Here is a 24,974-nt window from a genome sequence, read left to right on the forward strand (position 1 = left end):
AGGTTCGGCTGGATGACGTTCAAATCAGTGTCACGCCGGCATCGCGCATCCGGCCCAGCATCCTCTCCACGGAGCCGTTGAGATCGATGCCGCGGCAGGCGTCGAGCCGCACGGATGTCTCAAAACCGAGCTTGACTGCGTCGAGCGCCGAAAAGGCGACGCAGAAATCCGTCGCCAGGCCGACCAGGGTCAGCGTCTCGATGTTCCGATCCCGGAGATAGCCGGCAAGGCCGGTCGGCGTCGTCCTGTCGTTCTCGAAGAATGCGGAATAGCTGTCGATCGCAGGACGGAACCCCTTGCGGATCACCAGCTCGGCCTTGCTCCAGGCGAGGCCCGAATGGAAATCCGATCCCAGGCTGCCCTGGATGCAGTGATCCGGCCACAGCGTCTGGTGGCCATAAGGCACGTCGATCGTTTCGAACGGGTGCTTGCCGGGGTGGCTGGAGGCAAAGCTCGAATGGCCGGCAGGGTGCCAGTCCTGCGTCAGCAGGACGTGCTCGGTCCGCCGGATCAGGTCATTGACCAACGGCACGATTTCGTCGCCACCGGCCACTTCAAGGGCGCCACCCGGGCAGAAATCGTTCTGCAGGTCGATAACGACAAGCGCTTCGTCGGCCATGGAGCCTCCTTATTTTCTTGGTCTTGAGCTTAGGCTCCAATGAAAACGCGACCGGACGCAGAAACTTGACCAGATGGCCGGCTGCGTCAACCTCTCATGGCATAACAAATGCGTTCCGGGTGCACCGGTGCCAACAGCCGTGCAAACTCTGGCTTTGACAATTCCTGCCGGCTTGATATCATTTGCATACGAATGAATTTCCTGCCTTGAATGCTCGGGAAAATCTTTCGGCAGGATCCCCTCTCGGGAAGCCCATTCTGGGAAGGCAAAGCGTGATCCGTTACGCAAAACCCACCACGGTCGACGACGCCCTCGCTTTGCTGGGCGAAGGGCAATGGCGCATCCTCGCCGGCGGCACCGACTTCTATCCGGCACAGGGCAGCAAGCCTTTCCGCGACAATGTCCTCGATATCAATGGCCTGGTGGCATTGCGCGGCATTGCCGAAGCCGAAAACCATTGGCTCGTCGGCGCGCGCACCACCTGGACCGATCTCGTCCGCCATCCTCTGCCGGCGGCTTTCGACGCGCTGAAGCAGGCGGCGCGGGAAGTCGGCTCGGTGCAGATCCAGAACGTTGCCTCGATTGCCGGCAATCTCTGCAACGCCTCGCCGGCCGCCGACGGCGTGCCGCCGCTGCTGGTGCTCGATGCCGAAGTCGAACTGCGTTCCGCTGTGGCGACCCGGCATCTGCCCCTTGCAGAATTCATCCTCGGCAACCGTCGCACCGCACTGCAGCCCGGCGAAATGGTCATGGCAATCCGCATTCCCAAACCCGCGACCGCCGGCAGCTCCGCCTTCGTGAAACTCGGCGCGCGGCGTTATCTCGTCATCTCCATCGCCATGGCCGCCGCACGCCTGGCCGTCGAAGATGGTAGGGTCAGGAACGCGGCCGTCGCCGTCGGTTCCTGCTCGGTTGTCGCCAGGCGCCTGGCGGGTGTCGAGGCGGCGCTACGCGGCCGGCCCGTCGGCCACGCGCTGGCCACTGCGATCCAATCCGCACCGATGGACGAGCTGTCGCCGATCGGCGACGTGCGCGGCAGCGCCGAATATCGGCTGGACGCTGCGCGCGAGATCGTCGCCCGCGCCGTGCTTGGTGCGATGGGCGCTGTTCCCGACGAAAGGGCGGCGGCCTGATGGACATGGAGCGCGCCGACATCGCCTTCGAAGTCAACGGCGCCGCCGTCAGCGTTTGCGTGCCGCCGGTGCGGCGGCTGTCCGCGGTGTTGCGCGACGAACTGCGGCTGACCGGCACCAAGATCGGCTGCGATGCCGGCGATTGCGGCGCCTGCACGGTGCTGGTCGACGGCGAGCCGGTCTGCGCCTGCCTGATGCCCGCGGCTTCCGCCTCCGGCACCGTGGTGACGACCGTCGAAGGCCTCGCCAATGGCCGGTTGTCGGCGCTGCAGGCTTCGTTCCTCAGCCATGGCGCAGCGCAATGCGGCGCCTGCACGCCCGGCCTGCTGGTCGCGGCAACGGCACTCCTGGACAGGACGCCTTGCCCGAGCGAGGCCGAAACGCAGGATGCACTGGGCGGCGTGCTCTGCCGCTGTACCGGCTACCGCAAGATCGTCGCCGCGGTGATGGATGCTTGGCGCCACGCCGACGGTCTCGATCAGCGCATGCCATCCTCTGGCCATGCCGTCGGCTCCTCCCCGATCCGCCTCGATGGCCTTCCGAAAGTCACTGGCGGCGAAAAATTCGGCGGTGATTCATTCCCGGCCGACGCATTGTCGGTGTTGGTGGTCCGCTCGCCGCATTATCATGCCGCTTTCACTTTTGGCGATCTCGGCAGCTGGGTGAAATCCCGTCCTGGCATTGCCGGCGTCTTCACCGCCGCCGACATTCCGGGAAAGAATTGTTTCGGCGTCATCGCGCCCTTCGCCGACCAGCCGGCGCTGGCCGAAGGGGTTTCGCGCTTTCGCGGTGAGGCGGTGGCGCTGGTCGCCGGCGAACGCGAGGCTATCCTCGATCTCGACCTAGCCGATTTCCCTGTCAGTTGGACCGAGTTGCCGCATTTTCTGGAAACTGGCGAAGCGCAGGCCGGCGGTGCGCAACTAGTCCATGAAAACCGGCCCTCGAACCTGCTCACCTCCGGCTTCGTGGAGCGTGGCGACCCCGAAGCCGCGCTCGCCGGTGCGGCTTTCGCCGTTTCCGGCGCCATCCACACTTCCTATGTCGAGCACGCCTATATCGAACCGGAAGCCGGCTATGCCTTCATGGACGGCGACACGCTGGTCGTCGTCGCCTGCACGCAGGCGCCCTATATGGACCGTGACGACACGGCAAAAGTGCTCGGCCTTGCCCCGGAACAGGTGCGCATCGTGCCGACCGCCACCGGCGGCGGCTTCGGCTCCAAGCTCGACGTCTCGCTGCAACCGCTCATCGGCCTCGTCGCCATGAAAACCGGCCGGCCGGCGGCGCTCGCCTACAGCCGCACCGAATCGATGATCTCGACCACCAAGCGCCATCCCGCTCAGATGAGAGCGAGCATCGGCGCCGATGCCGACGGCCGCATCACCGGCATGGTCTTCGCCGGCGATTTCAACACCGGCGCCTATGCCAGTTGGGGGCCGACGGTCGCCAACCGCGTGCCGGTGCACGCCTCCGGCCCCTATGCGACGCCGAACTATCGCGCCGAAGGCCGCGCCATCCACACCAATGGCCCGATTGCCGGCGCCTTTCGCGGTTTCGGCGTGCCGCAGGCGACGATCATGCAGGAGACCCTCTATGACGACCTGGCCGACAAGCTCGGCATGGATCGGCTCGACTTTCGCCTGAAGAACTGCCTTCGGAACGGATCCGAAACAGTCACCGGCCAGCGGCTCGAGTCGGGCGTCGGCATCGCCGACTGCCTGGCGGCCCTGCGCTCACATTGGCGGCGTGCCCTAACTGACGCCGACGCGTTCAACGCCCGTAGCAGCGGCGAAAAAAAACGCGGCGTCGGCGTCGCCTCTTGCTGGTACGGTTGCGGCAACACCTCGCTGCCCAATCCGTCGACCATCAAGGTCGGCATCTCGGCATCGGGCGAAGTCGTCCTGCATCAGGGGGCGGTCGATATCGGGCAAGGTTCGAACACTGTCATCGCGCAGATCTGCGCCGACGCGTTGGGTCTTCCGCTTGAAAAGCTGCGGCTGAAAGGCGCCGACACGGCGATCACCCCCGACGCCGGCAAGACGTCGGCCTCGCGCCAGACCTTCGTCACCGGCAAGGCCGCCGAAAAGGCCGGCCGCGCCTTGCGCGATGAGATCTTGCGTTTCGCCAATGTCTCGGAAAAGGCGGCGATTGCGCTGGACGGCACAAGTCTGAGCATCGGGGAAGGCGAAGCGACGCGCCGCATCGATCTTTCCTCGCTGAAGGCAGACGCCGAAGGCTTTGTCTTCCGTGCCGAGGAAAGCTATGACCCGCCGACGCTGCCGCTCGATGCCAAGGGCCAAGGCAAGCCTTATGCCGTCTATGGCTATGGCGCCCAGATCGCCGAACTGGAGGTCGACCTCAGGCTCGGCACCGTGAAGCTTATAAAAATCACCGCCGCGCACGATATCGGCAAGGCCATCAACCCTTTACTGGCAGAGGGCCAGGTCGAGGGTGGCATCGCCCAGGGCATCGGCATGGCGCTGATGGAAGAATATATCCCCGGCCGCACCGAAAACCTGCACGACTATCTGATCCCGACGATCGGCGACGTGCCACCGATCGAGACCATCCTGATAGAAGTTCCGGATCCGGAAGGACCCTTCGGCGCCAAGGGTTTGGGCGAGCATGTGCTGATCCCGACGGCGCCGGCGATCCTCAACGCCATCCGCCACGCCACCGGTGTGCTGGTCACCAAAATTCCGGCGACGCCGACCCGCATTCGCGCCGCCATCCTCGACAAGGAGGCGCGCCGATGAGCGAGCTTGCCGAACGCTTCGAGACACACGATCCCGGCGAGAAGCTGGTGGCCGAGAAGATCCGCTGCGATGCCTGTCCGGTCATGTGCTACATCGCCGAAAGCCGCACCGGCGCCTGCGACCGCTACGGCAATGTTGGCGGCAGGATCGTGCGGATGGATCCACTGACCATCCTCGACCACGCGGCCGAGACCGGCGCCGCAATCGTACCCTTTGCCGAAGAAGGCGAGACATGGGACGGCGAACTGGTCAACACCGGCCGCCGCTTCGTCACCGCCATCGGCGCCGGCACCACCTATCCCGATTACAAGCCGGCGCCCTTCATCGTCAGCCAGGAGGTCGAGGGCGTCGATCTGGTCACCGTCGTCACCGAGGGCATCTTCTCCTATTGCGGCGTCAAGGTGAAGATCGACACCGACCGTCATATCGGCCCCGAAACGGCGACGGTCCGTGCCCAAGGCGAGGCGATCGGCCATGTCACGACCGGCGAATACGGCTCGCAGATGCTGTCGCTGGGCGGCGTACATCATTTGACCGGCGGCTCGAAGGCTGAAGGGCGCGCCACCTGCGACGCCATGCTCGCCCTGTGCAACCGCAAACCGGTTGAACTCGTCATCGACGGCGGCGCCACCGTCATCGTCGAAGCCGGCAAGCCGCCGGTCATCGACGGCAAGCTCGAGCAGCGCATGCGCGTCGGCTGCGGTTCGGCTACCATAGGCATGTTCGCGACCCAATGGCGCGGCCTTGTCGACGAGGTGGTGGTGGTCGATGACCACATCACCGGCGTCGTCTCCGAGCATCAGGCCGGCAAGGTGCTTGGCTGGCAGGATACCGGCATCAAGATCATCGGCCGCCGTTCGACGCCGGGCCGTTATTTCAAGGTGTCGGAGCCCGGCCTCGGCTGGGGCGGCACCAGCATTTCCGACCCGCTGTCGATCCTTGGTGAATGGAACGCCAAAAAGGGTGCGCGCCCCGGCATGTCGCTGCTGATGGTCTCGACCACCGGCGAGCAATTCGCCTATTACGAGCTCGACGACGAACTGAAGCCGGTCCAGAAACCGTTCCCGGAGCGGCTGCGGAAGTCGGTCGAACTGATCGAGGACAATTGCGAGCCGGCGCTCTGCACCGTGCTTTTCGTCGGCGGCGCCGGCGGCTCGCTGCGCGCCGGCGTCACCGAGAACCCGGTCAATCTGACCCGCTCGGTGCAGGGCTTGACGACCTATGTGACGGTCGGCGGCGCGCCGGTCTATGTCTGGCCGGGCGGCGGCATCACGCTGATGGTCGACGTCACCCGCGTCCCGGAAGGCGCCTTCGGCTATGTGCCGACCCCGGCGCTGGTGGCGCCGATCGAGTTCACCATGCGCCGCGACGATTATGTCAGGCTTGGCGGCTACGAAGGCGAAATCCGCAGCGTCGACGATATCCTGGCCAAGGGCGGCGAATATCTCAATCCGCGCCGCGGCACGGCCGCACCCCGTGACAATCCCTGGCCGCCGCTGGCGCAGTTGCGTCGCGCGGCCGCAAACGGGGCCGGGCGATGAACGGCCCGCAGGCGCATTGGCTCGAGGACGGCCGGAGGCTTCACCTCAATCATGGGCCGATCGACCTGATCGTCGAGGCATTCGGCGAGGCGAGTGAATGCAGCGCCGCATATCGTCAGGCAGTGGCGCGCTTCCAGACAATCCTGCCCGAACTGGTCGAAGAGTTGCCCGAACTGCGGCGCCCGGCCGCCTCGCGGCCACGTGCTTTCGCTGGCCCGACGGCGCGCCACATGGAAGCGGCGGTCGTTCCGCTAGCGAAACAATTCATCACACCGATGGCGGCCGTCGCCGGCTCGGTAGCCGACGAAGTGCTTGGCGCGCTGCTTGCCGGCCGCCGGCTCGAGCGCGCCTATGTCAACAATGGCGGCGACAGCGCGATCTATCTCGGCCACGGGCAGTCGATGACGCTTGCCATTGCCGGGACAGGTCATGGGTTGGCAGATCGTCTCACGATCCGCCCCGAAGACGGGATCCGCGGTGTCGCGACAAGCGGCTGGCGCGGCCGCTCCTTTTCGCTGGGCATCGCCGACGCGGTCACGGTGCTGGCGCGAACGGGTGCTGAAGCCGATGCCGCCGCGACCTTGATCGCCAACGCCGTCGACCTGCCCGGTCATCCGGCCGTTAGGCGCGTACGGGCGCGCGATCTCGCACCTGACAGCGATCTCGGCGACCGTTTGGTGACGCAGGGCGTGGGGCTGCTTTCCGCCGCTGAAATCGCTATTGCGCTGGAAGGCGGATTTGCCGTTGCCGAGGAGTTTCGGCGGCGCGGCCTGATTGCCGCCGCGGCGCTTTTCCTCGGCGGTCAGGCGCGCATCGCAGGTCCGATGGCGCTCGCCAATAAAGTTTTAGAGAGGGAAATTGCTCATGCCTGAGTTTCCGATCCGCAAGATCGCCGTGCTGACCGAAGAGATTTTTCACGAAGGCGGGCCGGTGGCGAAGGTGCCGCGGCGCCGTGCCGCGGCAATGGCTGTGGTCAAGAACCCGTTCGCCGGCCGTTACGTCGAGGAACTGCAGAGCGCCATGGAGGATTTGAAGCCGCTCGGGCTGCTGCTCTCCGACAGGCTTATTGCCGCATTGGGCGGCGACGTCAAACAGATCGACGGTTACGGCAAGGGCGCCATCGTCGGCATGGCGGGCGAGCTGGAGCATGGCGCGCTGTGGCATGTGCCGGGCGGCTATGCCATGCGCGAACGGCTCGGCGACGCCAAGGCGATCGTGCCCTCGGCGAAGAAGGTCGGCGGCTTCGGCGCGCGGCTCGATGTGCCGCTCGGCCACATCAACGCCGCCTATGTGCGCAGCCATTTCGATGCCATGGAAATCGGCATCAGCGATGGCCCCCGTCCCGACGAGATCCTGTTTTGCCTCGCCATGACCTGCGGCCCGCGCGTGCACGACCGCATGGGTGGGCTGGCGGCCAAGGACATTAAGGCATGGGATGGGCTGCGGTGAGCGCCGAGGACAATCTGCTCAAGCTGGTCGAGGCCGAGGAGCCTGACGAAAACGACTATCGCTTGCAGGAGCAGGTCGGCTTCATCCTGCGCAAGGCGCATCAGCGCCATGTCTCGATCTTCGCCGCACACATCGCCGATCTGACGCCGCCGCAATTTGCCGCTTTGGCCAAATTGCGCGACGTCGGCGAGACCTCGCAGAACCAGCTTGGCAGCCTGATCGCCATGGATGCGGCGACCGTGAAGGGCGTCATCGACCGGCTGAAAGCGCGTGGCTTTGTCGAACTTAGCAAACACGAAGTCGACAAACGGCGCCTGCTGGTCAATCTGACCGCCGACGGGCGCGACGCGATCGAGCGGCTGATTCCGCTTGCCCGTGAGATTACGCAGGAAACGCTGGCGCCGCTTTCCGCCAAGGAAGCGGCCATTTTCATGAAGCTGCTGGCCAAGCTGGCTTAATCTGCTGCCTGCCGGCGTTTGGTTGTTGTTCCTGCCGGGCGCTGAACGCCCGGCAGGAAAGCCTCGTCTCAGAGGCCGTTGTCCTTCAGGATCTGGGCGGCATTTTCCTTGGTGATCTTCTGCGTCGGCAGGGTGATGGTCTTTTCCACCTTCTCCCCGTTCAGGAACTTGATCGCCTGCCGCAGCCCTTCGGCGCCCGGCGTCACATAAGTGAACGTCGCCGTCAGCTCGCCATTGGCGACCAGCTGCACGCCTTCATTGGGCAGGCCGTCGATGCCGATGAACTTGATGTCCTTCTCACGTCCGACGTCCTTGGCGGCAAGATAGGCGCCATAGGCCATCGGATCATTGTGGCCGTAGACAAGATCGATTTTCTCGTTGTTGCGCAACGCCGTCGCCATGATGTTGTAGGCCTGGTCCTGCTTCCAGTCGCCCGACTGCTGGTCGAGCAGGTATTTTATGCCTGGCTCCTTGTCGGTGAATTCATGGAAGCCGTCATGGCGGTCGTGTGCCGGCTGGGTGCCCATGCCGCCCCAGATCTCGACGACGTTGCCGGCGGCCTTGCCCTTGCCGCCAAGCAGCTCGACGGCATATTCACCGGCAGCCCGGCCGATAAGCTTGTTGTCGCCGCCGACGAACTGCGTGTAGTCGTTGGTTTCGACGTTCCGGTCGAGCACGAAGACCGGGATCTTGGCATCGATCGCCTGCTGCACGACACCGGTCAGGCCGGCGGATTCTTTCGGTGATACCAAGAGCGCATCGACCTCCTGACGGATAAGGTTTTCGACATCGGCGACCTGCTTCTCGGTCTTGTCCTCGCCGTCGGTGATGATCAGCTCGACTTCCGGATGCTTGGCCGCTTCGGCCAGGATGTCCTTGTTGAACTGGGCGCGCCAGGGTTCGATGGTCGTCACCTGCGAGAAGCCGATCTTCCACTTCTTGTCCTGCGCATGGGCGCCGCCGGCAAGCATGGCGGTCGTGGTCAGGAGTGCCGCTGTCAGCCCGGCGAGCTTCAACAATTCACGTCGTTTCATTTCTTGTTTCCTCCAATATTCAGAGACGCGGTCTCTTGCGACGGCCGCTTTGCCGCGGCCGTTTCCTTGTGCGCTTGCCCACCGGGCAAGCGCAGATAGAAAAGAAGATCACCGGCATTGCGCTCCTGCACGAGCACGGTACCGATGATGATCATCCCCTTCAGCACCAGCTGAAGGTTCGAATTGATGTTGTGCAGCTGCAGGATGTTGGAGAGCAGCCCGAAGATCAGCACGCCGCAGAATGTCCCGGTCAAGCTGCCGCGTCCGCCCATCAGGCTGGTGCCGCCGATGACCACGGCGGCAATCGCGTCGAGCTCCAGCCCGGCGCCGGCGTCCGGCTTGCCTTGCCGGTACTGCGCGACATAGAGCACCGCCGCGATGCCGGCCAGCAGCCCTGACACGGCATAGGTGGCGATCTTCACGCGGCCTGCGGCGATGCCCGACAGCCGCGCCGCCTCCTCATTGCCGCCGATCGCATAGACATAGCGGCCGAACGGGGTGAAGCGCAGCACGGCGCCGTAGATCAGGATGGCGCCGAGGAAGAACAGGCCCGGCATCGGGATCACGCCGAATACCAGCGAGCGCAGCATTTCGAAATCGGCGGTGGCATTCGAGCCGGTGTAGACCGGCAGCACCGCATTGTTCTGGCCGGCTGTCAGCCGGGCGATGCCGAGCGCAGTGACCATCATCGCCAGCGTCACGATGAAGGGCTGCAGCCGCCCGGCGACGATGATGAAGCCGTTGAGCGCGCCGAACAGCAGGCCGACGCAAGGCGCCACCAGCAGCACGCCGAGCACGCCGAATTTTGAGCCCACCTGCGGCAGCAGGAACCACAGCACCAGACTGCACAGGATCACCCCGACAATGCCGGGTGTCACCAGCCCGCGAACGCTGTCCAACCTGATGTCGTGCGTGGCCTGCGCGCCGGCGCGGGATTTTTCGATGTTCAGCAGGATGAAACGAGTGACGAGAATGCCGAGGCAAAGGGCTGCCAGGGCAACTGTCGGCACCCCCAGCACCACCGCCGGCGTCACGCCGGGGACCGTCAGCAGCATGGCACAGACGACCGTGCAGATAGCCATCAGCGAGCCGACGGAAAGGTCGATACCGCCGGTGATGATCACCGCAGTCATGCCGGTGGCAATCAGCCCGGTGGTCGACACCTGGCGCAGCACATCGAGCAGGTTGCCGTAGGACAGGAAGATGTTGTTGCCCTTGGAGCTGATCGGCGAGCCGAGCACGCCGATCAGGAAGATGGCGATCAGGCCCCAATAGAGCTTCGTCCGGGACAGGATATGCAAAATGCTCATGCGGCAGGCCTCGTCATCGTCCGTCGCGGCGCCGCAAGCCGCATGATGGCCTCCTCGCTGGCTTGCGCGCGGGACAGGATTCCCGTCTGGCGGCCGTCGGCCATGACCAGGATACGGTCGGAAAGATGCAGCAGCTCCGGCAATTCCGAGCTGATGACGGCGATCGCCAGCCCGTCTCGCGCCAGCTTGAAGATGAGATCGTAGATTTCCCGCTTGGCACCGACATCGATGCCGCGTGTCGGCTCGTCGAGCAGCAGCACCCGCGGCCTCGTCGCTAGCCATTTGCCGATGACGACCTTCTGCTGGTTGCCGCCGGACAGCGTGCCGGCCGGCTGCTCGACGGTCTCGCAGCGAATGCCGAGCGCCTTGACGGCGTCCCGTGCCAGCCCTTGCTCACCGGCCAGCGAGCGCACGCCGAACCGCGCCAGCGCGCCGACCAGCGGCAGCGCGACATTGTCGGTGATCGAGGCCTCGAGATGCAGGCCTTGCGTCTTGCGGTCTTCCGTGACCAGGGCGATGCCGAGCCGGCGCGCATCGCGCGGCGAACGGATTTCTACTGCCTCGCCATCGAGCCTGATCTCACCGCCGGCACGTCCGCCGCTGGACCCGAAGATGGTTTCCAGGATTTCGGTACGGCCCGAGCCCAGCAATCCGCCGATACCGAGGATTTCTCCTGCGGCAAGATCGAAGCTGACGCCATCGAGCACGGTGCGCCAGCCATGGCGATTGGGCTTCGACAGCGACAGCTTGCTTACGGACAGGACCGTGTTGCCACCGGGGATGCGGTGCTCCTGGGAGGAAGCAAGCAGGTTTCGCCCGACCATCGCCGAAATTATGGCGTCTTCGTCGAGCTTGTCCATCGCCTGCGTCAGGACGTGGCGTCCATCGCGAAACACGGTGACGCGGCTGGCCAGATGCATAACCTCGTCGATGCGGTGCGAAATGTAGACGATCGCCACGCCACTATTGGCGAGCTGGCGGATGATGCGGAACAGCCGCTGGCATTCGGCTGGCGAAAGGGCGGAGGTCGGCTCGTCCATGATCAGGATGCGTGCCGACATCGACAGCGCCTTGGCGATCTCGACCAGTTGCTGTTCGCCGACGCGCAAGGCACCGACGCGTGCATCCGGGTCGAGCTCGATGCCGAGCCTTTGCAAGAGCGTTCCGGCGGCGCGGCTGCTCGTCTTGCGGTCGACGATCAGTCCGGCGATCAGCTTCTCGCGGCCGAGAAAAATGTTGTCGGCGACGCTGAGTTCGGGGACGAGGTTCAGCTCCTGGTGGATGATGGCGATGCCGGCGCGCTCGGCTTCGCGGACGCCGGTAAAGCGCACCGGGTGGCCATCGATACTGACCGTTCCGTTATAATCCGTGTAGACGCCGGACAGTATCTTCATCAGCGTCGACTTGCCGGCGCCGTTCTCGCCCATCAACGCATGGACTTCGCCGCGCCGCAGCTCGAAGCCGACATCGACGAGCGCTGCGATACCGCCGAAGGACTTGGAGATGTGCTCGGCCCCGAGGACGATAGCCGAGCCGTCCGCCGTAGCGCCTTCCGCAGGGATGGAATTGCCGTGCTGCATGACAAGGACGGCCTCCCTCCGTCGTCACCGAATGCCTTAAACGCTAATCTAAACGTTTCGATCATGTCAAGGCAATATCTGGAGCTTGAGATTGTTCCATTTCAATTCTTGCGCAAAATCATAAGATTCCGTACGTATTGCTGCCGCGGAGTGGTGAAACGTTTCGAAAATGACAGCGTCAGGACGAAAAAAGCAGCGCAAATCCACTGCACCGACCATGCTTCATGTGGCCGAAGCGGCGCGTGTTTCCGTGGCCACCGTATCGGCGCTGATCAACGGCACCGCGACCGTCAGCCCCGAGCTCAGCCAGCGCATCGAACAGGCGATCCGCGACATCGGCTACAAGCGCAACGCCATTGCCCGCAGCCTGAAGATGGGCACCACACGCACCATCGGGCTCACCGTCCCACACATCACCAATCCGTTCTTTACCGACGTGGTTTCGGTCATCCAGCAGGCTTTCGACAGGGCCGGCTACGCCGTCATGCTGTGCTGCACCGACGAGCACCTGAACACGCAGGACGACCAGATCAGGCTGCTGCTCGACCGCATGGTCGACGGACTGATCGTCGCGCGTGTCGGTGACGGCGCGATCCTCAAACGGATTGTCGACGACGCCAATGTGCCGGTCGTGCTGCTCGACCGTGTTTGCCAGGGTGTCGACACCGATGCCGTCGTTCTCGACAATCAGCGCGCGGTGTTCGACGCCATCACTTACCTGATCGATCTCGGCCATCGGCGCATCGGCTACATCTCCGGCTCGTTCGATATCTCGCCGATGCATGACCGCATGGCGGGATACCGCGAGGCCCTCCAGGCCGCCGGCCTGCCGGCCGAGGCCGAACTCGTCCGCTTCGGCAACTTCCATGAAGTCGACGGCTACAACGCCACCATGCAGCTGCTTTCGCTGCACGACCGGCCGAGCGCCATCTTTTCGGCCAACAACCCGATGGTGATCGGCACCATGAAGGCCATTCGCGATATCGGCCTGTCCTGTCCGGAGGATATTTCGGTCGCCTGCTTCGACGACTTTCCGTGGTCGGATGTGTTCCGGCCGCAATTGACCACGGTCGCACAGCCGGTGCAGGCGATTGGCGAACAGGCGGCCAATCTGCTGCTCGACCGGCTCGCCGGAAACAGGGATGCGCCGCCGCGCAAGCTGACGCTCAAGGGACGCTTGATGATCCGCAATTCATGCCGTCCGCTAGGTGCAACTGCGCAGAGCGTCAGCGCGTAGCGCTTGGGCTCTGTTCAGAAACCTTGCAATGCCGGACGGACAGCGCTCCCTCTGTCCTGCCGACCCCGGGCCTTCGCAGCCACTACGGGCGTTCGTCTTTCGAAAACCGAGCAATTGAAAGACGCGGCGCCGATCGAGCCAAGTGGCCAACAATCAGCCAGCCGACAGTCAGGAAAATCTTGGCAATCGAAGCATGTCGGTTTAGGAATATGACGAGATGCGGCTGATCGCCCACACGGGCGCCGGCTTGAGTCATGCGCGTGAAATCGATCCTAATCGGGCTGGTACTTGCTGGGATGGTCGCATTCTTCGGCTGCACCACCGGCGGCGCATTAAAGACTTTCCCCTCGGCCTATGGCGGCCTCACCGACGCCGGTTTCCGCGTTCCGCCGGTTCCGATCTACAAGGTCGACCAAAAGTTCCATCGGCAGACAGTGCCTTATGCGACTGAAGAGGCGCCGGGCACCATCATTGTCGATACAGGAGCGAAGTTCCTCTACTACGTGTTGGGAGACGGTCAGGCGCTGCGCTACGGAATCGGCGTCGGCAAGGCGGGCTTCGAGTGGCATGGCACTGCTCACGTTGCGAGGAAGCGCGAATGGCCGGATTGGAGCGCGCCGTCTGCGATGATCGTGCGCGAGCAGAAGCGAGGCCGCATCATACCGGCCCATATGGAGGGCGGACTCATGAACCCGCTCGGGGCGCGGGCGCTCTATCTCTTTAACGAGGAAGGTGACACTGGATATCGCCTGCACGGTAGCCCTGAATGGTGGTCCATCGGCAAAGCTGTGTCGGCGGGCTGCATTCGCCTCATGAACCAGGACATCATCGATCTCTATGACCGCGCCACAATCGGCACCAAGGTGATCGTCATTTAGTGGACGCCGCGTTTCCCGCTAACGGACGAGCATGACGGATCGAAAACCTCCGCGTAAAACGCGCGAAATGTTCGCTATGTCTTCGCACACCTGTTCGCGATGTTCCCTGCCTAAGGCCGGCCTTGCCCGCAACAGTGGCAAGTGGCGAACCAACTCTCAGGCAGCTTCCGACAGCGAGTTGTGAGCGTCGGCCAGGATCTCGAACGAGCGCACCCGCGCCGCATGGTCGAAAATCTGCGCTGTGACCATCAGCTCGTCGGCCCCTGTGCGGCGCACAAACGCCTCGATGCCTTGCCTGACCGTTTCCGGGGAGCCGACGACGGCGCAGGAAAGCGCTTGGCCGAGCATGGTCTTGGCCATTGGATCGAGGTCGCGCTCATATCCTTCGACCGGCGGCGGCAATCGGCCGGGCCGGCCGGTGCGCAGATTGACGAAGGCCTGCTGCAGCGAGGTGAACAACAGCCGCGCCTCGGCATCGGAAGGAGCGGCGAAGACGTTGAGGCCGAGCATCACATAAGGCTTGTCGAGCTGCTCCGAAGGCTGGAAACGCGAGCGGTAGATCTCCAGAGCATGGTCAAGCTCGGCCGGCGCAAAATGCGAAGCGAAGGCGTAGGGCAGGCCGAGCATGGCGGCAAGCTGCGCGCCGTAGAGGCTGGAACCGAGAATCCAGATCGGCACCTTTTCGCCTTCGCCGGGCACCGCGCGGATGCGTTGGCCGTCTTCGGCCGGCTGCAAGTAACCCATCAGCTCGACGACGTCCTGCGGGAAATTGTCGGCGCCAGCGTCGAGGTTACGGCGCAGCGCCCGTGCCGTGGCCATGTCGGTGCCGGGCGCCCGGCCGAGGCCGAGATCGATGCGACCAGGATGCAGAGCGTTGAGCGTACCGAACTGCTCGGCGATGACCAGCGGCGAATGATTGGGCAGCATGATGCCGCCGGCGCCGACGCGTATCGTATTGGTGCCGCCGGCCACATGGGCAATGACCACCGAGGTGGCGGCGCTGGCGATGCCCGGCATATTGTGGTGCTCTGCCAGCCAATAGCGCCGGTAGCCCAGCCGCTCGGCATGACGGGCGAGATCGAGCGAATTGGCGAGTGACTGTGAAGCGTTGCTGCCTTCGACGATCGGCGACAGGTCGAGAACGGAAAGAACGGTCATCGGCGCGGGTTTCCTGTGGGCCGAAGGGATGTAGGAAGCCGTTGCCGAGGCGGCAAATTCAAAATGTTGATGGAGCGCTGGGGGAAACGGACGTGCGACCGATGCAAGGTCGTGATCTGCCCCATCGGGGGGACGCTTTTGACCCTTTAAGCCGCTACTTTTTCACCTCGGGAATCTCTTCGTCCTCGATCGCTGCCGTATGCTGCGCCGCCAGGAAATTGCCGACATGACTGAGGCCGTCGAAATGATCGCAGAACACCTTGATGACGACCAGCAGCGGCACCGCCAGCAGCGCGCCGACAAAACCCCACAGCCACGACCAGAAGGCGATGGCGATGAGGATCGCCACTGCGTTGATTTCGAGACGGCGGCCGACCACCGTCGGCGTCACGAACTGGCCTTCGACGACATCGCACATAAGGACGAAGGCCGGCGCCAGCAGCGCATAGGAAATCGTGTCGAAGCTTATCAGCGCGATGATCGTAACCAGCGTGATGGTGGTCAGCGCCCCGATATAGGGCAGGAAATTGAGCAGAGCCGCTGCCGCGCCCCAGACCTGCGCGTTGGGCACGCCGAGCGCCCACAGGCCGAGCCCGATGACCACGCCGAGACATGTATTGATGACCGTGACAGTAAGCAGATAATGCGAGATTTCACGTTCTACGTCGTAGACGACGCGCAGCGCCCGCTTCTTTTCGCTGAGACTGGGGAAGGACTGGACGATCTTTTCATAGAACATCGTGCCCGAGGCGAGCAGGAACAGCGACAGGACGAAGACGATGGTAACGCTGGCGCCGGCCGACAGCACATTGCCGGCGGCCTGCGAGAGAATACCGGATGGCGCCGTCGCCACCCTCTGAACGCCCGGCTCCTGGGATGTCTGTGTCAGGCCCTCGATCTGGCGCGAAATCTCCACGATCCGTTCGAACGGACGGCGCAGTTGTGCCAGACGTTCGGTAAGCTGCTGGCCGATCGTCGAGGTGTTGTTGATGAGGTCGATGACCGGGCCGCTGAGCAGATATCCCGCGACGGCGACGAGGCAGAACGAAAGCAGCACCAACAGTGTCGCTGAAATGACATCGGGCATGCCATGCTTGCGCAGGAAGCGAACGATCGGCGTCAGCGTCAGCGCCAGCAGGAAAGCCAGAATGACCGGCATGAAGAAGGCGCGGGCGAAGTAAAGCGCGTAGATCGCCATGAGAATGAAGATGCCGACGAGCAGCGAACGCATCAGATGCGCATCCGCCCGCGCCTCGACGCGCGGATCCGGGCTTTCGGCAGCGCTTGCGCCCGAAGCGTCGGGTTCGGCTTTCATTCTGACCCTCGGCGGCACACCGCGATTGGTGCAGACCGTTGGCGAAAACGCCTCTGTCGCTTCAAGGTTCCGTTAGCCGGCGTCACCGGCAAGGCCGCCTCGCGGCCTTGGCAATGAATCAGGTGACTGGGAATCAGGCAACCGGCGCCGCCACGGCGGGAACGGCCTTCGCAGTTTCCCGGCGCACGATCGGCGCCACTTTGGTGCCGTAGAGTTCGATGGCCTTCATCACCTTGGCGTGCGGCATGGTGCCGATCGCCATTTGCAGCAGGAAGCGGTCGTTGCCGAATATCCTGTGCTGGGCAATGATCTTCTCGGCCACCTGTTCTGGATTGCCGACGAACAGCGCGCCGTTTGGGCCGCGCGATTGGTCGAAATGCGCCCGCGATGTCGGCCCCCAGCCGCGCTCGCGGCCGATGCGGTTCATCACCTCGGCCTGCGGCCCGTAAAAATCGTCGGCTGCCTGGTCCGTGGTGTCGGCAATGAAGCCGTGCACGTTGAGACTGGTGGCAAGGCTTGCCGGATCGTTGCCGGCGCGCCTGGCTGCATCCCTGTAGATGTCGAACAGCGGTGCGAACCGCGCCGGCTCGCCACCGATGATCGCCAGTGCCAGCGGCAACCCGAGCACGCCCGCGCGGGCGACGGATTGCGGTGTTCCACCGACGGCGATCCAGATCGGCAATTTGTCCTGCAAGGGCCGCGGATAGACGCCGCGGTCGTTGATCGGCGCGCGCAGACTGCCCGACCAGGTCACCTTGACATGATCGCGGATGGCGAGCAGCAGGTCGAGCTTCTCGGCGAAGAGCTCGTCATAATCTTCGAGATTGTAGCCGAACAGCGGAAAGGACTCGATGAACGAGCCGCGCCCGGCCATGATCTCGGCACGGCCGCCGGACAGAAGATCGAGGGTGGCAAACTGCTGGAAGACGCGCACCGGATCGTCGGACGACAGCACGGTGACAGCGCTGGTCAGCCTTATGCGCTTGGTCCGTTCGGCCGCCGCCGCCAGCGCCACCACCGGAGCCGAGGCAGCATAGTCGGGACGGTGGTGCTCGCCGAGACCAAAGACGTCCAGCCCGACCTGGTCGGCGAGCTCGATCTCCTCGATCAGGTTGCGCAACCGCTCATGCGCACCGATCGCACCGGGACCTGGTTCCGGGCTGACGTCGGCGAAGGTGTAGAGACCGAGTTCCATAGTGTGTCATCTCAGCGTTTTGTCTTGGCGCTACACGTAGCGATCAGTCCGCCGCCCCGCCAGATGCCTGGATGGTGAACAGTGCGGGTGCCTTTCAGCCGAATTCAATCGAAATGGCGTCTCCCGGCTGCAACAGATCAGAATTTCATGGCTGGCATACCGTTTTGGCGCTTGAACTCTCGGTTTTCGCGCGTATGTAAGCCTCGCAAATTGACTTCAGGGAAGTGGACTTGGCTATCTATAGGGAAAAAGACGTTTTCGAGCGGCGCAATGCCGCAAACGAGGCAAAGAAGGCGCTTCTGGAGCGCTTCAAGGCAAAGCCGGCGCCAGATGATCCAGCGGTGCTGGCACGACAGGCCGAGCGCAAGGCGATCCTCGAGGCCCGCGCGATACGCGAGGCCGAAAAGGCCAGGCTGAAGCAGGAAAAGCTGGCGCGCGAAGCGGCCGAAAAGGCCGAGCGCGAGGCAGCTGCCGAAGCGGCACGCATCGCCGCGGAAGAAGCCGCACAGGCCGAAGCGAAGATCCGGGAAGCTGAAGAGAACGAGCGGATCGCCCGTTTTCTTGCCGACGAGGCCGAACGCAAGGCCAAGCGTGACGCACGCTATGCCGCGCGCAAGCAGCGCACCGGCAGGACGCCGCCCGGCTTCTCCGCGCGATAGCGCCTTTCGGCACTGATCAGCCGAATTCAAGAATCAGGGCCGCCTTGCAGGGGCCCTGAACGCGTTCGTCTGTCAGAATCGGCTAAGCCGCGAGCTTCAGTCCCATGATGCCGCAGACGATTAGCGCGATGCAGGCCAGCCTGATCGCGGTCGCTGGCTCGCCGAGCAGCCAGATCCCCAGCAGCGCCGTGCCGACGGTGCCGATGCCGGTCCACACCGCGTAAGCGGTGCCGACCGGCAACGCCTTCAGCGCCAGGCCGAGCAAGGTTAGGCTGACGATCATCGAGGCTACCGTCAGGACGGTCGGCAGCGGCTTCGAGAATCCGTCGGTGTATTTGAGGCCGATCGCCCAGCCGATCTCGAACAGTCCGGCGAACAACAGGAAGATCCACGACATCGGAACGCTCCGTTTCGATGGCTTCCGGCCGATTTCTTGAAAAGCGCAAAAATTGCCTTCGCCGCATCCATAGGGGATGCGCGTGAGCTTAGTGAACAATCATACCGGCCGCGTTTGCGGCCGGTCGAGATAAGCCGAAACGGTAGCTGCGGCCCTACTTGTCCTTCAGCTTCATCGCCTTCACCGGCGGTGCCTTCAGGGCCGGCGCCGGAGCCGGTTTCTTCGCGTCCTTCTTCGGCTTGCGGGCCTCCTTGCCTGCCTTCATCGCACCCTTAGCCATGATTCGTTCCTCCAGTTGATGTCTGGCGAAGTGAAACAAGAGAAAACGCTCGACTGCAAGAGGCCGCTGCCGTGCAGTCGCCCTGGCCGATGGCTGTCAACTGGTTTCTAATTCCCTCGTAAACCGCAGCGGTCCGTGCCATGGTCTTCTTCGCACTGCAGCATCAGCCCTTGCGTTTCGCCGGCTGATGATCAGGCAGGCCGGTCAGGACGACAATGCGGATCCACATCGGTTGCCAGATGAGCTTCGACTTCCCGCAGGAAACACCGCTGATCGCGATGCTAAACGTCCATTATTCGCGCGCATCCGATCTTGAGCGGCCGGACTTCCTGACGTCGAACCCGCCGGTGCCGATCGAAAGCTACCGCGACAGTTTCGGCAATTGGTGCAACCGTTTCGTTGCGCCGGCCGGGCGCTTTGCGTTCGGCACGGACGCGGTGATCCGCGACCCCGGCTCCTTCGAGACGCGCGAGCTGACGGCGTGGCAGCACGAGGTGCGCGATCTGCCGTCGGAGACGCTGCTGTTCCTGCTGCCCAGCCGTTATTGCGAGAGCGACGTGCTGTCGAATGAAGCGTGGCGGCTGTTCGGCAACACCCCGCTCGGCATTCCGCGCGTCCAGGCGGTCTGCGACTTCGTCCATAACCACATCGTCTTCAACTATTTCAATGCACGGCCGACGCGCACCGCCGCCGAGGCCTATCGCGAGCAGAGTGGTGTATGCCGCGACTTTGCTCACCTCGCTGTTGCCTTCTGCCGCGCCCTGAACATTCCGACCCGCTACTGCACCGGCTATATCAGTGATATCGGCCTGCCAAAGCCGTGGTCGGACATGGATTTCGCCGCTTGGATGGAGGTCTATCTCGGCGGCCGCTGGCATGCGTTCGACCCGCGCAATAACGCGCCGCGCATCGGCCGCATCCTGATTGCCTCCGGACGCGATGCCGCCGATGTGCCGCTGACCCACATTTTTGGGCCGGGCGCGCTGGCTGGCTTCAAGGTCTGGACGGACGAGGTCGTCGAATAGCCCCGCGCCGCCCTTTTGAACAACTGACCTTGTGAACAACTGGGCACTTCGGGCGTTGTGGGGACTGTGGAGCGTGGGCGGGCGCTCCGCCAATCTCGGTGCATCAACCAAGGCAGCACACCATGGCGGCGCATGGCGGGTCGAAAAAAGTGATCTATGCGGCGCTCGCCGGAAATCTTGCGATCGCACTGACCAAATTTGCCGCTGCCTTGTTCACGGGCAGCTCGGCAATGCTCTCGGAAGGCGTCCACTCGCTCGTCGATACCGGCAATGGCAGCCTGCTGCTTTACGGCATGCACCGTGCCGCCCGGCCGGCCGACCGCACGCATCCGCTCGGCCATGGCCGCGAGCTGTACTTCTGGAGCTTCATCGTTGCGCTCCTCGTCTTTGCACTGGGTGCCGGCATATCGTTCTACGAAGGCGTGACGCACATCATGGCGCCGGAGCCGATTGCCAACGCCAAGGTGAACTACGCTGTCCTTGGCCTTTCCTTCCTCTTCGAAGGCACCTCTTGGCTGGTGGCGCTGAAGGAGTTCCGCCACCAAAAAGGCAGCCACGGCTGGCTCGAGGCGGTGCAGCTCAGCAAGGATCCGAGTGTCTACACCGTACTCTTCGAGGACAGCGCGGCACTTCTCGGCCTCGTTGTCGCCTTCGCCGGCATATTGGCGGCGGAATTGCTGGACATGCCGAAGCTCGACGGCGCCGCGTCGATCGGCATCGCGCTCATCCTGGGCGGGACCGCGATCTTCCTGGCGCGCGAAAGCAAGAGCCTGCTGCTCGGCGAGCCGGCCTCGCCCGAGGTGCAAACAGAGGTGCTGGCCATCGTCCAGCAGGACCCGGCGGTGCAACGGGCAAATGGCGTGCTGACGCTGCATATGGGTCCGCAGGAGATCGTCGCCGCTTTGAGCATCGAGTTCGAGGATCATTTGTCGGCGCCGGAGATAGAGACCTGTGTCGAGCGCCTCGAGACGCGGCTGAAGGCGGAGATGCCGGAGGTGACGCGGCTCTTCGTCAAGCCGCAGACCACCGGCACCTGGGAACGCCGGAGCAAGACCTTGGCGGCGTCCGGAGGGGAACCGGCCTGAGGAAAATGGCTGCGCCATCGGGCAGTCCCGGTTATGATTGCGGGCAAAAGCTCCAGGAGGAACGAAGATGAAAATCGACGGCGCGTGTCATTGTGGCGCTATCACTTACGAGGCCGAAGTCGATCCGGAAAAGACCACCATTTGTCACTGCATCGATTGTCAGAAGCTAACCGGAACGGCCTTTCGCGTCACCGTGCCGGCGTCCGAGGACAATTACAGGATCACCAAGGGCACGCCGAAGATCTACATCAAGACCGGTTCGAGCGGCGCCAAGCGCGCCCAGGCATTTTGCGGTGAGTGCGGCTCGCATCTCTACGCCACGTCGGCGGGCGAGGGACCGAAGGTTTACGGTATCAGGGTCGGCACGGCACGGCAGCGCGAGCAACTGGTGCCGAGAAAGCAGATCTGGCACCGCTCGGCGCTGCATTGGCTGCCGGAATTCGAAGGCACAACCATCATCGAGGAGCAGTAGCGCCAGACCCGGGCGAAGCCTCCGGTTCCGGCGTAGCTCTCAATCGTCGCCTTCGACGACCCTTAGCCTCAACTGCCCGGTTTTCGAATCGGCGACGCGCGGGCTGATTTCCGCTTTTGCTCCGCTGCCATTCGAACCAGCGGTGTCCTCCGCCGGCTGCACGCCAAACTCCAGCGCCTCGATCTTTTGTCCGCGCCTGGTCACCTTCGATGTCGAGACAAGGATGTCCTCGATATCCTTGGCCGATTGACCGAAATGCGTCTGCAATTTGCGCACCCGCTCGTCGAGCCGGGAGACGTCTTCCATCAGCCGGATAACCTCGCCCTGGATCAGGTGTGCCTGCTCGCGCATGCGGGCATCCTTGAGGATCGCCTGGATGACCTGGATCGACAGCATCAAAAGCGATGGCGAGACGATGACGATCCGCGATCGATGCGCCTTCTGGACAACGGCCTCGAAATTCTCGTGGATTTCGGCGAACACCGATTCTGAGGGCACGAACATGAAGGCGGTGTCCTGCGTCTCGCCCTGGATCAGGTATTTTTCGGAAATATCCCGGACATGCACCTCGATGTCGCGGCGGAAAGCCTGTGCGGCGGACTTCTGCAGGTCGGCGCCTTCGGCGGCACGGATGGCATTCCACGCCTCGAGCGGAAACTTTGCGTCGATGGCAAGCGACGGTGCGCCGTTCGGCATCTTCACCAGGCAGTCGGGCCGGCTGCCATTCGACAAGGTCGCCTGGAATTCATAGGCGCCGTGCGGCAATCCGTCGGCGACGATGGCTTCCATGCGCGACTGGCCGAAGGCGCCGCGCGTCTGCTTGTTGGAAAGGATCGCCTGCAATTGCACGACCTGGCCGGCCAGCGACTGGATGTTGCCTTGCGCGATATCGATGACCGCCAGCCGTTCCTGCAGCTTGGCGAGGCTCTCATGCGTCGATCTCGTCTGCTCGGTCATGGTCTGGCCCAGGCGGCCGGTCATGGCATCGAGACGCTGGCCGATCGACTGTGTCAGTTCCGCCTGGCGCGCCCCGAACACTTCGGCGATGGCGCCCATGCGGCCCTGCATTTCCGCCTGGCTTGCCAAGATACCAGCCATCCGCCCCTCGGCGTCGCGGGCGTGGTCGGCGGCTTCGGCGGCCGCCACTGCACGCGCCTTGGCCGATCGCCAGAGCGCAACGACGAGCGCCACGAACAGGCCGAGGAACAGCATTGCGCCGAAACCCAGGGCTTGGCCGAGCGTGATCGTGGTGGCGCCGAGGCGGGCGACAGGTTCGGACAGGATGGTGGCCAGATCGTTCATGTCGACAGCATAGATGATTCGGTCTGCCGGCACAGATCAAAACGTGAACGACCCGAAGGCGCCCCGGTTGACGCTTTTCCTGCGAGGTCTTAGGTGAGACGCCATGTCGATCAAGCCGCTTATCATCCTCCCCGATCCCGTCCTGCGCCAGGTTTCAAAACCGGTCGAGCGTGTCGACGGCGATCTGCGCAAACTGGCCGGCGACATGCTGGACACCATGTATGACGCGCCCGGCATCGGCCTCGCAGCGATCCAGGTCGGCGAACCCTTGCGCATGCTGGTGATCGACCTGGCCAAAGAGGACGAGACGCCGGCACCGCACGTCTTAATCAATCCCGAAATCCTCGAAAGCTCCGACCAGCGTTCGGTCTACGAGGAAGGCTGCCTGTCGATCCCGGATTACTATGCCGAGGTCGAGCGTCCGGCGGCGGTGCGGGTGAAGTTTCTCGACCGCGACGGCAAGCTGCAGGAGATCGAGGCCGAGGGGCTGATGGCGACCTGCCTGCAGCATGAAATCGACCACCTCAACGGCGTGCTGTTCATCGATCACATCTCCAAGCTGAAGCGCGACATGGTGGTCAAGAAATTCAAGAAGCTCGCCAGGGACAAGGCGCCGGGCAAGATGGTGGGGTAGGCGTCGACGAAATGCCCCTGCGTGTCATCTTCATGGGTACGCCTGAATTCTCCGTGCCGACGCTGCGGGCGATTGCCGGGGCCGGGCACGGGTTGACGGCCGTCTACACGCAGCCGCCGCGCGCCGGCGGCCGGCGCGGGCTCGAACTGACGCCGTCGCCGGTGCAGCGCGAGGCGGAGCGGCTGGGCATCGAGGTGCGGTCGCCGGTGTCGCTGAAGAGCGAGGCGGAGCAGGAGGCGTTCCGCGCCTTGCGTGCCGACGTCGCCGTGGTCGTCGCCTACGGATTGCTTCTACCCAAACCCATTCTCGAGGCGCCGCGGCTCGGTTGCCTCAACGGTCACGCATCGCTATTGCCGCGCTGGCGCGGCGCTGCCCCTATCCAGCGCGCCATCATGGCCGGCGATACCGAAACGGGCATTATGGTGATGCGGATGGAGGAAGGCCTCGACACCGGGCCGGTGGCAATGGTTGAAAAATGTCCCATTGGACCCGACATGACGGCCGGCGATCTGCACGACCGGCTGATGGTCCTCGGTGCTGCGCTGATCGTGCAAGCGCTCGAACGGCTGGAGCGGAATACGCTGACATTTACCACACAGGCGGAGGTGGGGGTGACCTACGCCAAGAAAATCGATAAATCGGAGACTCGCATAGACTGGCTGCGACCTGCCGGCGACGTGCACAACCAGATTCGCGGCCTGTCGCCCTTTCCCGGTGCATGGTGCGAGGCCGAAATCGGCGGCCGCGTGGAACGGCTGAAACTGCTTCGCTCGACGCTCTCGCAAGGCGCCGGCGAACCGGGAGGAATTCTCGATGACCGGCTGACGGTCGCCTGCGGGTCAGGCGCGATCAGGCCGGTCGAAGTTCAACGTGCGGGCGGAAGGCCCATTGCCGCGCAGGAGTTTCTGCGCGGGGCCAAGCTCGAAAAAGGAATGAAATTGTCATGAGCATGATGTCCATACGCGCGGCGACGCCGCGGGACCGCGAGGCGATCCGCCTTGTCGAAGAACACGCGTTCGGCCAGCAGACGGAGGCCGGACTGGTCGACGCGCTGGTCACCGGCGGTGATGCCGTCGTCGAACTGGTGGCGGACGAAGACGGGCAAGTGGTCGGCCATATCCTGTTTTCACGGCTCTTCGTGCAGAATGGCGGCAAGAGTTTCCCGGCGGTGGCGCTGGCGCCTCTAGCGGTCGAGCCGTCGTTCCACGGCACCGGCATCGGCGGTGCGCTGGTCCGCGAGGCGCATATCCGCCTGAAAGCTGCCGGCGAGACGCTCGCCGTGGTGCTCGGCGATCCGGCCTATTATGGGCGTTTCGGCTACAGCCGTGCCCGTGCCGCGAAATTCGACAGCGACTACCAAAGCGAGGCTTTGCAGGCGCTTGCCTGGGGCGAGGCGCCGGAGACCGGCAGGCTGGTCTACGCCTCGGCCTTCGGCTCAGCCCTCGCCGCCTGATTTC

Annotated in this window: 25 protein-coding genes; 15 read left to right on the plus strand and 10 right to left on the minus strand. The window is 63.9% G+C overall.

Features of this window, described 5'->3' with window-relative positions; all coding sequences use genetic code 11:
* Window positions 1-19 precede the first annotated feature (19 nt).
* The gene (pncA, locus tag NKJ32_RS02555) at window positions 20-619 is read right to left on the minus strand and encodes a bifunctional nicotinamidase/pyrazinamidase (protein ID WP_023676971.1); all 600 of its coding nucleotides are present in this window, start codon (window positions 617-619) and stop codon (window positions 20-22) included.
* A 272-nt stretch (window positions 620-891) separates the two neighbouring features.
* On the opposite strand from pncA, the gene NKJ32_RS02560 reads away from it, so the two are divergent.
* Genes NKJ32_RS02560 through NKJ32_RS02585 form a run of 6 tightly spaced genes read left to right on the plus strand, consistent with a single transcriptional unit; the run spans window position 892 to window position 7,956 of the window.
* Complete coding sequence (locus NKJ32_RS02560) at window positions 892-1,752, plus strand: FAD binding domain-containing protein (protein WP_023676970.1); 861 nt, start codon at window positions 892-894, stop codon at window positions 1,750-1,752.
* On the plus strand, window positions 1,752-4,508 hold the full coding sequence (locus NKJ32_RS02565) for a molybdopterin-dependent oxidoreductase (RefSeq protein ID WP_352826757.1): 2,757 nt from the start codon (window positions 1,752-1,754) through the stop codon (window positions 4,506-4,508). The genes NKJ32_RS02560 and NKJ32_RS02565 overlap by 1 nt, the downstream gene beginning before the upstream one ends.
* Entirely contained in the window at window positions 4,505-6,049 is a 1,545-nt protein-coding gene (locus NKJ32_RS02570) for a hypothetical protein (RefSeq protein ID WP_023676968.1), read from the plus strand. Before NKJ32_RS02565 ends, NKJ32_RS02570 begins: the two co-directional genes overlap by 4 nt.
* Window positions 6,046-6,921: a UPF0280 family protein gene (locus NKJ32_RS02575; RefSeq protein ID WP_352455944.1), complete on the plus strand. Its 876-nt coding sequence runs from the start codon at window positions 6,046-6,048 to the stop codon at window positions 6,919-6,921. The genes NKJ32_RS02570 and NKJ32_RS02575 overlap by 4 nt, the downstream gene beginning before the upstream one ends.
* Window positions 6,914-7,498 carry an amino acid synthesis family protein gene (locus NKJ32_RS02580; protein WP_023676966.1) on the plus strand — a complete coding sequence of 195 codons (585 nt, stop codon included), beginning with the start codon at window positions 6,914-6,916 and terminating at the stop codon, window positions 7,496-7,498. Before NKJ32_RS02575 ends, NKJ32_RS02580 begins: the two co-directional genes overlap by 8 nt.
* A complete protein-coding gene (locus NKJ32_RS02585; RefSeq protein ID WP_352456012.1) occupies window positions 7,495-7,956 on the plus strand; it encodes a MarR family winged helix-turn-helix transcriptional regulator in 462 nt (153 codons plus the stop codon). The genes NKJ32_RS02580 and NKJ32_RS02585 overlap by 4 nt, the downstream gene beginning before the upstream one ends.
* A 68-nt stretch (window positions 7,957-8,024) precedes the next feature.
* On the opposite strand, the gene NKJ32_RS02590 is transcribed toward NKJ32_RS02585, so the two are convergent.
* Genes NKJ32_RS02590 through NKJ32_RS02600 form a run of 3 tightly spaced genes read right to left on the minus strand, consistent with a single transcriptional unit; the run spans window position 8,025 to window position 11,880 of the window.
* Window positions 8,025-8,990: a substrate-binding domain-containing protein gene (locus NKJ32_RS02590; RefSeq protein ID WP_254815861.1), complete on the minus strand. Its 966-nt coding sequence runs from the start codon at window positions 8,988-8,990 to the stop codon at window positions 8,025-8,027.
* A complete protein-coding gene (locus tag NKJ32_RS02595) occupies window positions 8,987-10,300 on the minus strand; it encodes an ABC transporter permease (protein ID WP_352455946.1) in 1,314 nt (437 codons plus the stop codon). Before NKJ32_RS02595 ends, NKJ32_RS02590 begins: the two co-directional genes overlap by 4 nt.
* Complete coding sequence (locus tag NKJ32_RS02600; RefSeq protein WP_352826759.1) at window positions 10,297-11,880, minus strand: sugar ABC transporter ATP-binding protein; 1,584 nt, start codon at window positions 11,878-11,880, stop codon at window positions 10,297-10,299. The genes NKJ32_RS02595 and NKJ32_RS02600 overlap by 4 nt, the downstream gene beginning before the upstream one ends.
* Before the next feature lie 217 nt (window positions 11,881-12,097).
* Between NKJ32_RS02600 and NKJ32_RS02605 the strand changes: the two genes are divergently transcribed.
* On the plus strand, window positions 12,098-13,117 hold the full coding sequence (locus NKJ32_RS02605) for a LacI family DNA-binding transcriptional regulator (protein ID WP_352449454.1): 1,020 nt from the start codon (window positions 12,098-12,100) through the stop codon (window positions 13,115-13,117).
* A 254-nt stretch (window positions 13,118-13,371) separates the two neighbouring features.
* Entirely contained in the window at window positions 13,372-13,995 is a 624-nt protein-coding gene (locus NKJ32_RS02610; RefSeq protein WP_352449453.1) for a L,D-transpeptidase, read from the plus strand.
* A 156-nt stretch (window positions 13,996-14,151) separates the two neighbouring features.
* Here NKJ32_RS02610 and NKJ32_RS02615 read toward each other — a convergent pair whose 3' ends face one another.
* The 3 genes from NKJ32_RS02615 to NKJ32_RS02625 form a co-directional block, all read right to left on the minus strand.
* Entirely contained in the window at window positions 14,152-15,153 is a 1,002-nt protein-coding gene (locus NKJ32_RS02615; protein ID WP_352683056.1) for an LLM class flavin-dependent oxidoreductase, read from the minus strand.
* Window positions 15,154-15,307: 154 nt separating this feature from the next.
* On the minus strand, window positions 15,308-16,468 hold the full coding sequence (locus tag NKJ32_RS02620; protein ID WP_023676958.1) for an AI-2E family transporter: 1,161 nt from the start codon (window positions 16,466-16,468) through the stop codon (window positions 15,308-15,310).
* Between the two features lie 133 nt (window positions 16,469-16,601).
* Window positions 16,602-17,663 carry an LLM class flavin-dependent oxidoreductase gene (locus tag NKJ32_RS02625; protein WP_352683058.1) on the minus strand — a complete coding sequence of 354 codons (1,062 nt, stop codon included), beginning with the start codon at window positions 17,661-17,663 and terminating at the stop codon, window positions 16,602-16,604.
* Window positions 17,664-17,893: 230 nt separating this feature from the next.
* Here NKJ32_RS02625 and NKJ32_RS02630 point away from each other — a divergent pair, with 230 nt between their 5' ends.
* Entirely contained in the window at window positions 17,894-18,322 is a 429-nt protein-coding gene (locus NKJ32_RS02630; protein ID WP_023676956.1) for a DUF6481 family protein, read from the plus strand.
* A gap of 82 nt (window positions 18,323-18,404) precedes the next feature.
* Here the strand turns inward: NKJ32_RS02630 and sugE are convergent, their stop codons facing one another.
* Together sugE and NKJ32_RS02640 are read right to left on the minus strand one after the other, a co-directional pair.
* The gene (gene sugE / locus NKJ32_RS02635; RefSeq protein ID WP_023676955.1) at window positions 18,405-18,719 is read right to left on the minus strand and encodes a quaternary ammonium compound efflux SMR transporter SugE; all 315 of its coding nucleotides are present in this window, start codon (window positions 18,717-18,719) and stop codon (window positions 18,405-18,407) included.
* Between the two features lie 154 nt (window positions 18,720-18,873).
* Window positions 18,874-18,999 carry a hypothetical protein gene (locus tag NKJ32_RS02640; protein ID WP_013528464.1) on the minus strand — a complete coding sequence of 42 codons (126 nt, stop codon included), beginning with the start codon at window positions 18,997-18,999 and terminating at the stop codon, window positions 18,874-18,876.
* A gap of 215 nt (window positions 19,000-19,214) precedes the next feature.
* On the opposite strand from NKJ32_RS02640, the gene NKJ32_RS02645 reads away from it, so the two are divergent.
* From NKJ32_RS02645 to NKJ32_RS02655, 3 genes are all read left to right on the plus strand, one after another.
* A complete protein-coding gene (locus NKJ32_RS02645; RefSeq protein ID WP_023676954.1) occupies window positions 19,215-20,024 on the plus strand; it encodes a transglutaminase-like domain-containing protein in 810 nt (269 codons plus the stop codon).
* A 122-nt stretch (window positions 20,025-20,146) separates the two neighbouring features.
* The gene (locus NKJ32_RS02650; RefSeq protein ID WP_023676953.1) at window positions 20,147-21,109 is read left to right on the plus strand and encodes a cation diffusion facilitator family transporter; all 963 of its coding nucleotides are present in this window, start codon (window positions 20,147-20,149) and stop codon (window positions 21,107-21,109) included.
* 67 nt (window positions 21,110-21,176) lie between these two features.
* Window positions 21,177-21,581, plus strand: coding sequence for a GFA family protein (locus NKJ32_RS02655; RefSeq protein ID WP_023676952.1), 405 nt, complete (start codon window positions 21,177-21,179; stop codon window positions 21,579-21,581).
* A 39-nt stretch (window positions 21,582-21,620) separates the two neighbouring features.
* On the opposite strand, the gene NKJ32_RS02660 is transcribed toward NKJ32_RS02655, so the two are convergent.
* Window positions 21,621-22,883 (minus strand): DNA recombination protein RmuC, encoded by a 1,263-nt coding sequence (locus NKJ32_RS02660; protein WP_023676951.1) that lies wholly within the window; start codon window positions 22,881-22,883, stop codon window positions 21,621-21,623.
* Between the two features lie 103 nt (window positions 22,884-22,986).
* Here NKJ32_RS02660 and def point away from each other — a divergent pair, with 103 nt between their 5' ends.
* From def to NKJ32_RS02675, 3 genes are read left to right on the plus strand one after another with little or no spacing between them, the layout of a single operon-like run.
* Window positions 22,987-23,517, plus strand: a complete 531-nt coding sequence (gene def / locus NKJ32_RS02665) for a peptide deformylase (RefSeq protein WP_352826761.1) — start codon at window positions 22,987-22,989, stop codon at window positions 23,515-23,517.
* 17 nt (window positions 23,518-23,534) lie between these two features.
* Window positions 23,535-24,464: a methionyl-tRNA formyltransferase gene (gene fmt, locus NKJ32_RS02670; protein ID WP_352635036.1), complete on the plus strand. Its 930-nt coding sequence runs from the start codon at window positions 23,535-23,537 to the stop codon at window positions 24,462-24,464.
* The gene (locus tag NKJ32_RS02675) at window positions 24,461-24,970 is read left to right on the plus strand and encodes a GNAT family N-acetyltransferase (RefSeq protein WP_023677468.1); all 510 of its coding nucleotides are present in this window, start codon (window positions 24,461-24,463) and stop codon (window positions 24,968-24,970) included. The genes fmt and NKJ32_RS02675 overlap by 4 nt, the downstream gene beginning before the upstream one ends.
* Window positions 24,971-24,974: the final 4 nt, after the last annotated feature.

The sequence above is a fragment of the Mesorhizobium sp. M0159 genome (genome assembly GCF_040322295.1).
Lineage (GTDB): Bacteria > Pseudomonadota > Alphaproteobacteria > Rhizobiales > Rhizobiaceae > Mesorhizobium.